The 7452-nt window shown below is 70.0% G+C and carries 6 protein-coding genes; 4 read left to right on the top strand and 2 right to left on the bottom strand.

Annotation, left to right across the window (positions count from 1 at the left end; genetic code table 11):
- Positions 1-138: 138 nt before the first annotated feature.
- Positions 139-1674, bottom strand: coding sequence for an amino acid permease (locus ABD256_RS36620; RefSeq protein ID WP_344429628.1), 1536 nt, complete (start codon positions 1672-1674; stop codon positions 139-141).
- 918 nt (positions 1675-2592) lie between these two features.
- On the bottom strand, positions 2593-3723 hold the full coding sequence (locus ABD256_RS36615) for a glycerophosphodiester phosphodiesterase (protein ID WP_344429626.1): 1131 nt from the start codon (positions 3721-3723) through the stop codon (positions 2593-2595).
- 371 nt (positions 3724-4094) lie between these two features.
- On the opposite strand from ABD256_RS36615, the gene ABD256_RS36610 reads away from it, so the two are divergent.
- The 4 genes from ABD256_RS36610 to ABD256_RS36595 all read left to right on the top strand — a co-directional run bounded on the left by ABD256_RS36610 (position 4095) and on the right by ABD256_RS36595 (position 7452).
- Entirely contained in the window at positions 4095-5075 is a 981-nt protein-coding gene (locus tag ABD256_RS36610; protein ID WP_344429624.1) for a TAXI family TRAP transporter solute-binding subunit, read from the top strand.
- Between the two features lie 59 nt (positions 5076-5134).
- Complete coding sequence (gene purD, locus ABD256_RS36605; protein WP_344429622.1) at positions 5135-6397, top strand: phosphoribosylamine--glycine ligase; 1263 nt, start codon at positions 5135-5137, stop codon at positions 6395-6397.
- 82 nt (positions 6398-6479) lie between these two features.
- A complete protein-coding gene (locus tag ABD256_RS36600) occupies positions 6480-6872 on the top strand; it encodes a type VII secretion target (protein WP_344429620.1) in 393 nt (130 codons plus the stop codon).
- A complete protein-coding gene (locus ABD256_RS36595) occupies positions 6856-7452 on the top strand; it encodes a DUF3558 domain-containing protein (RefSeq protein ID WP_344429619.1) in 597 nt (198 codons plus the stop codon). The genes ABD256_RS36600 and ABD256_RS36595 overlap by 17 nt, the downstream gene beginning before the upstream one ends.

Below are 7452 nucleotides of genomic sequence, written 5' to 3'. Positions count from 1 at the left end.
CGCCCCCGCAAAACCCTCAACTGGCTCACCCCCAAAGAAAAACTCACCATGCTACTGTCCTAAATAGAGCATGTTGCGACCACCGCATGAATCCGCCCGTCCTTCGGGGCACCCGAGCGCCGCGATCCCGGTCCCCGCTCAGCCGATTTCCTTCAACTCCTGTTCGACGGCGGCCAGTTCTTCCGCGCTGCCCTGCACCTTCGGCCCGGTGAACCACTTCCGCGCCGAGGCGAGCCACCACACGCCCGCGCCGCCGAGCACGACCAGGAAGGCGACCGGGGTGTAGTTGAAGGTGTCCGCGGTGATCGGCGAAACCTGCGGCAGCATGAACAGCACGAAGATCACCAGCACCCACAGGCAGGCGACGATCCCGACGGGACGGCTCCACCGGCCGAGGTGCCACGGGCCGCGTTCGAAGTCGTCGCCCCGGCGCAGCCGCAGGAAAACCGGGATCACGTACGCCACGTACAGCCCGACCGTCGCGATCGAAGTCACCGCGGCGTAGGCCGTCTTGCTCCACAGGTACGGCAGCGCGAGCACCATCGCGCCGCCCGCCGCGAGCCACACCGCGTTCGTCGGCGTCTGCGTGCGCTTGTTGATGCGGTGCCAGATCTTCGAGCCGGGCACCGCGCCGTCGCGCGCGAACGCGTAGATCATGCGCGAGTTCGCGGTCACCGATGCCATGCCGCAGAACAACTGCGCGCCGATGCAGATCAGCAGCAGGAACTTCCCGGTGGCCGCGCCGGTGGCGTCGAGGAAGATCTGCGCGGGCGGCACCCCGGTCGACGAGTTCACCGCGCCGTCGTAGTCCTGGATGGCGAAGGTCAGCCCGATCAGCAGAACCCAGCCCGCGACAAGGGAAACCAGGATCGAGTTGACGATCCCGCGCGGCCCGGCGACCGACGCGTTCTTCGTCTCCTCGGTCATGTGCGCCGACGCGTCGTACCCGGTGAGCGTGTACTGCGCGACGAGAAGACCCAGCGCGAACACGTACACCGAGGAACCCCAGCCGGTGCCGTTCACGAAGTGCCCGAACACGAACGAAGCCGACTGGTGGTGGTCCGGCACGAAGACGAGCGCGCCCACGATGACCAGCACGCCGATCAGGTGCCACCACACGCTGACGCTGTTGAGCACCGCGACGATCCGCACGCCGAAGGTGTTCAGCGCGCCGTGCACTACCAGGATGATCGCCAGCAGCAGGATCGTGTGCCCCGGCGTCGCGGCGAAGCCGAACTGCAGGTCGAGGAAGGCGTTGAGGAAGAGCGCGGCCCCGAAGTCGATGCCCGCGGTGACCGCGACCTGGCCGATGAGGTTGAACCAGCCGGTGAACCACGACCACGCGGCGCCGTTGCGGGGCGCGAGCTTCGCCGCCCAGTAGTACAGCCCGCCCGCGGTCGGGAAGCTGGAGCACACCTCCGCCATGCCGAGGCCGACGAGGATCACGAACACGCCGACCAGCGGCCAGCCCCAGATCATCGCCGCGGGTCCGCCCGTGGTCATGCCGAAGCCGTAGAGCGTGAGGCAGCCGGAGAGGATAGAGATGATCGTGAAGGACACCGCGAAGTTGGAGAAGCCGGACATCGTCCGCTTCAGCTCCTGGGCGTAGCCGAGCGCGTGCAGCCTCGCGGCGTCGGCGTCCTGCTCCTCGGGCTGGTTGCTTACCTCGGCCATGGGCACCCACCTCGAAAGGTATACGGACAGACCATTGAGATCCGCATACTGTGCCCGCGCCCGCCCGGCGTGTCAAGAATTCGTCAAGGTTCTAGCCCGGCCGGCCCAACGGCGGGCAATCCGCCGGGACCGAAGGCCGTGATGGCCTTGGCGGCACTGGGCGCCGCCTTCGCGGGCGTGCTCTGCTCAGGCCACCTGCCCTGGCGTGTAAATAAGCAGATTCGCCGGGCACAGCAAGATAGCCCCTCCAGCAGAGGCGCGCGCCCCTGTTTTCACCCCTGGCAGGACGTCCCCACCAGGGACACAGATGACTGAAGGGGCCCTTGGGGGAATCTGATGCCGCGAAGGCGACCTTCAGGGCATCAGCTTCATCATGCCTCGCGCCGCGAGGGGCGAGATTGGGGCGTCAGATGCCCCGAAGGCGACCTTCAGGGACTTGTGGCTCCGCGTTTTCGCCGGTGATCGCACTGGAATCGGCGCGTCCGCATCATCGCGGTGGCTTTCTGAGGCGGTGGCTTTCTGGGAATGTGGCGCCCTTTCTCTTGTTCTTGCGGGCGTGTGGGGCGGGCTGGTCATGCCGTGAAGGATGCTCCGGTAGAGGTCGAGGCCGCGGTTCGCTGTGCATGCCCTGAAGGGAGCCTCCGGGGAATCTGACGCCGCGAAGGCGTCCTTCGGGGCATCAGCGTTGTCGTGTCGCGTGCCGTGAGGGGCCGGATCACGGCGTCGGATTCCCCGAAGGCGTCCTTCGGGGACCAGGTCCCTCCCGGCGGCTCCACGCTTCCGCCACCTGATCTCACCGAAATCGACGCCAATGCCGCGAAGGCGTCCTTCGGGGACCTGGATGCCCCGAAGGTCACCTTCACGGCACTGGACGCCGTCGAGGTGACCTTCGGGGACTTCGAAGGCCGCCGGGAAACGTCAGTGCCCCGTGAACGCCTTGACGGATTCCAGTGCGGTGTCCGGCTGGTCGGCGAAGAACCCGTCGACGCCCGCCTTCAGGAAGGCCGACTCCTCGGCGAAGATGTCGCCGTAGGCCTGCGGGTTCGCCGACGAGCGCAGGTTCGCGGGCAGGAAGTTGTTCTCGTTGCGGAAGGTGTAGGGCTGCACCTTCAGCCCGGCCGCGTGGGCGTCGGGGACCAGCGAGGTCGGCTTCGTCAGGTTGCCCGCCTTGTCGAGCGGGATGATCTGCGCCTTCTCCGGCCCGAGGTAGTCCGCGTACTTCGCGATTTCCCGCAGCCCGGCGGGCGTCACGAGATCCGCGTAGGTGCGCTTGTCGCCCTTCGCGACGAAATCGGCAGGCGCCCCGGTGGCCTGCGTGAGCTGCAGCAGCGGCACCCGGACCTGGCGGTGCAGCGCGATCAGGTTCGACACCTCGAACGACTGGATGGCCACCGGCGCGCCCCGGCGGTTCAGGTGGTTCCGATCGAGAAGCTCCACCAGCTTCGGCTCGATCGGGTTCTTGATCGACGCGAAGTAGGTCGAGTGCTTGACCTCCGGGTACGTCCCGAGCGTCCGGTGCAGCTCGCGGCCGAGGCGCCTGGTCAGGTCGAGCACCTCCTGGTAGGTCGCGATCCGGTAGCGCCCGTGGTAGATCGTGTTGTCGGGCCGGATGTCGGGGATCCGCTCGGCCGCGTACAGCGTCTTCAGCTCGGCGAGGGTGAAGTCCTCGGTGAACCAGCCGGTCAGCGGGGCACCGTCGATGACCTTCGTGGTCTTCCTCGCGGCGAACTCGGGGTGCTTCGCCACGTCGGTGGTGCCGCCGATCTCCGGCTCGTGCCTGGCGACGAGCCGGCCGTCCTTCGTCGGCACCAGGTCGACGTCGACGAAGTCCACGCCTTGGCGGTAGGCCAGCTCGTAGGACGCGAGCGTGTGTTCTGGGCGGTAGCCTGGCGCGCCGCGGTGGCCGACGATCACCGGACCATCGTGCCCCCGGCTCGCGGCGGCCGCATCCGCGCCACCGGTGGCGCTCGCGGGGCCTGCCGCGAGACCCGTGGCGCCGAGCACGGCCAGTGCGGACAGGGTCAGCAGGCCGAGTCGCTTTCGCATCATGAGTGCCCTCTCTTGGAACTCCCGGGATATCCGTCGGGACACTGGTCCCCCGCGGCGACCGGCTGCCGACGAGCGCGGGGACGGCCCCTGACGAGCGGGTAAACGGCCGGTGGCCCCCGGCGCGGTTGTGACGGGCCACACCGTACCGTGTGAGCTGCGCGAACGATCCGACACGGACCGTGGCCGTTTTCGTCCACTGTGGTCAGTCGCGCCCGCGTCGGGGACGGCTCGGCGATCTTCTACTATGCGGTGCCGCCGAAGACGCGGATTTTTGGTTTCCGTGCGGTCGCGATCACGTCTCACCTCGTGCCGGAATCCCCGGACGGCACGGCGGCGTGAGCACAGTGGCTCGAGACGACAAGGAGTGGAGCATGCGCGCGAAGGCTCGGTCGGCCCGGCTGATGGCCGTCGTGCTCGTGCTCGCCGCCACCGGCTGCACGGGCGGTACCGCGAACGACGCCGCCCCGGCCGGATCCTGCACGGCGGGCGAGGGTGCCGTCAAGATCGCGACCGGCAACCCCGGCGGCGTGTACTACGCGCTCGGCGGCGGGCTGGCGCAGGTGATCGGCGCCAACACGAAGCTGAAGGCGACGGCCGAGAGCACCGGCGCCTCGGTGCAGAACATCCAGCAGCTCGCCGACGGCCGCTACGACGTCGCGTTCGCGCTCGCCGACACCGCGGCGGACGCGGTGAACGGCACCGGGGTGTTCGCCGGGCGCCCGCAGCGGATCCAGGCGCTCGCGCGGCTCTACCCGAACTCGACGCAGGTGCTGGTGCGCAACGGTTCCGGGATCAACAGCATCACCGACATGCGCGGCAAGCGGATCTCCATCGGCTCGCCGCAGTCCGGTACCGAGATCATCGCGACCAGGCTGCTCGAAGCCGCCGGCCTCAACCCGAACACCGACATCCAGGCGCAGCGGCTCGACCTCGCCGCGACCGCGGAGGGTGTCAAGGCCGGCACCATCGACGGGCTCGTCTGGTCCGGCGGGCTGCCGACCGCGCAGCTTTCCGACATCATCACCTCGCTCAAGGGCCAGGTGAAGTTCCTCGACATCACGCCGCTGCTCGGCGCCATGCGCAAGATCAACCCGGTGTACGACACCGGCGAGATCCCGGTCGCGACCTACGCGCAGCAGGCCGCCGTCCCCACCATCGTGGTGCCGAACTTCCTGTTGGTGCGCAGCGACTTCCCCGCACCGGAAGCGTGCGCGATCACCAAGCTGCTGTTCGAAAAGAAGAACGACCTCGCGCAGGCGCACCCGTCGGCGGAGCAGATCGACCCCGGCGTCGCGAAGCTCACCCAGCCGGTGCCGCTGCACCCCGGCGCGAAGCAGGCGCTCGGCGGCTGACCGCCGTCGTTGGACGGCGCCGCGGGGCAGCCGCGAAGGCGGCCGGTTACCCTTCACACGTGCGTGTCCTGGTTGTCGGGTCCGGTGCCCGCGAACATGCCCTTGTCCTCGCTGCCGCACACGATCCGGCGGTGACCGCCCTGGCGTGCGCGCCGGGGAACGCGGGCACCGCCGCGCTCGCCGAGCAACTCGGCGTCGACGCCGCGGACCCGGCCTCGGTGACCGCGCTCGCCGGGAGCTGGCGGGCCGATCTCGTGGTGGTCGGCCCCGAGGTGCCGCTGGTGGCCGGTGTCGCCGACGCGGTCCGCGCCGCCGGGATCGCGTGCTTCGGCCCGTCCGCCGCCGCCGCCCGCATCGAAGGCTCCAAGGCGTTCGCGAAGGACGTCATGGCCGCCGCGAAGGTGCCGACGGCGCACAGCGAGATCGTCGACAACCCCGCCCACCTCGACGCGGCGCTCGCGCGCTTCGGCCCGACCTGGGTGGTCAAGGACGACGGGCTCGCCGCGGGCAAGGGCGTGGTGGTGACCGCCGACTACGAGCTGGCCCGCAAGCACGCGATGACGTTGCTCGACGGCGGCCACCCGGTGCTGCTGGAGACCTTCCTCGACGGCCCGGAGGCGTCCCTGTTCTGCCTGGTGGACGGCCGCACGGTGGTGCCGCTGCTGCCCGCGCAGGACTTCAAGCGCGTCGGCGACGGCGACACCGGGCCCAACACCGGTGGCATGGGCGCCTACGCCCCGCTGCCGTGGGCCGCGCCCGGCCTCGTCGACGAGATCGTCGCGAACGTCGTGCAGCCGGTCGTCGACGAACTCGCCGAGCGGGGCACCCCGTTCTCCGGCCTGCTCTACGCGGGCCTCGTGCTGACCGCCGACGGCCCGCAGGTGATCGAGTTCAACTGCCGCTTCGGCGACCCGGAGACCCAGGTCGTGCTGGCGCTGCTGGAAACCCCGCTCGGCGGGCTCCTGCACGCGACCGCGACCGGCGCGCTCGCCGGCCAGCCGCCGCTGCGCTGGCACGACGGCGCCGCCGTCACGGTCGTCATCGCGGCCGACGGCTACCCGGGCGTGCCGAGGGCGGGCGACGTGATCACCGGCGGCGAGGCGGACGGCGTGCTCCACGCCGGTACGCGCCGCCGCGAAGACGGCGCCGTCGTGTCCCACGGCGGCCGGGTGCTGTCCGTGGTCGGTGTCGGCGCGGATCTCGCCGGTGCGCGCGACGAGGCGTACCGCCGGGTCGCGAAGGTGCACCTGCCCGGCTCCCACCACCGCACGGACATCGCGCTGCGCGCGGCCGAAACCGGCGTCGCGATCCCGTCTCGCTGAACTCCTGCGCGTTTCACCTCAGCGTTGGTAGCCTTTCCCGGTGGATATGACCGGCTACCGTCCGTTCCTGTGAGGTGGGGAAGTGCCAGGTGACCAGGGCGCACCGGGGAATCCGCTGGGCACCGCGGTACCGGCGGTACCGGGAATGACCGATATCGACGTCGAGCCGGATCGCGTGCTCGAGGTCGCGAAGATCGTCGAAGACCAGGCCAACGCGTTGCAGGCGCGGCTTTCCGTCCACCTCGACGCGCTGCACATCGACCCGCCCGCGCGGGACGTCGTCTCCGGTGCCGCGGTGTCCGCGTGGAACGACCTCGTCGCCGACGGGGACGCCTCGTACGCGAGGCGGGTCCGCGAGTACGTGCAGAACCTGCGCGATCTCGCCGGGCAGCTTCGGGAGGCGAGCCACCGGTACGTGGCGAGCGACGAGGAGAAGGCCGAAAGCCTGCGGGACAGGCGTGTCCAGCCGAACTAGCGCGCTGCTCGCCGCGGCCGGTGCCCTCACCGTGCTCGCGGGCTGTAGCAGCGTGGAACCGGGCGTGGCGGTGCCCGCGCCGCAGGTACCGCCTTCCGCGGGCGGATCGTCCTTGCCGCAGCGGGTCAAGGACGTGCCGCTGACCGGCGCCGACCCGTGCAAACTGCTCACCGAGGCCCAGCTCGACGAGCTGAAGGTCAACGGCCTGCCGTCGCAGACCGCGCCCGGTGACCGGCGCGACGGGCCGACCTGCATGTTCCGCGTCGACCTGACCCAGCCGTTCTACAGCTACGCGGTCGAAACGGTCACCAGCGCGGATCTCCAGGACTGGCTGACCGGCAAGCACAGGAAGTCGAGCCTGACCAAGGAACCGGTCGACGTGCCGGGTTTCCCCGCGTTGAAGAACTTCCGGGACACCGCGCACCCGCTGGACTGCGAGACGCTCGTCGGGGTGGCGCCGGGGCAGACGCTGCGGGTGCAGATGGCGCCGCTGGACGACTCGTTCACGCTGGCGCGGATGTGTGACATGGCCACGACCGTGGCGAAGATGGCGGTGCAGACCTTGGCCGCACGGCAGTGA

The sequence above is a fragment of the Amycolatopsis minnesotensis genome (genome assembly GCF_039529815.1).
Taxonomy (GTDB): domain Bacteria; phylum Actinomycetota; class Actinomycetes; order Mycobacteriales; family Pseudonocardiaceae; genus Amycolatopsis; species Amycolatopsis minnesotensis.
The sequence above is the reverse complement of the archived record's forward strand: the minus strand, read 5'-3'. Positions and strand labels throughout refer to the sequence as shown.

What these genes read in the sequence shown, in the direction of transcription:
- ABD256_RS36610 (WP_344429624.1), top strand. Translation starts at nt 4,095, where the DNA reads ATGCGCGCGAAGGCTCGGTCGGCCCGGCTGATGGCCGTCGTGCTCGTG.
- ABD256_RS36615 (WP_344429626.1), bottom strand. Translation starts at nt 3,723, where the DNA reads ATGATGCGAAAGCGACTCGGCCTGCTGACCCTGTCCGCACTGGCCGTG.
- ABD256_RS36620 (WP_344429628.1), bottom strand. Translation starts at nt 1,674, where the DNA reads ATGGCCGAGGTAAGCAACCAGCCCGAGGAGCAGGACGCCGACGCCGCG.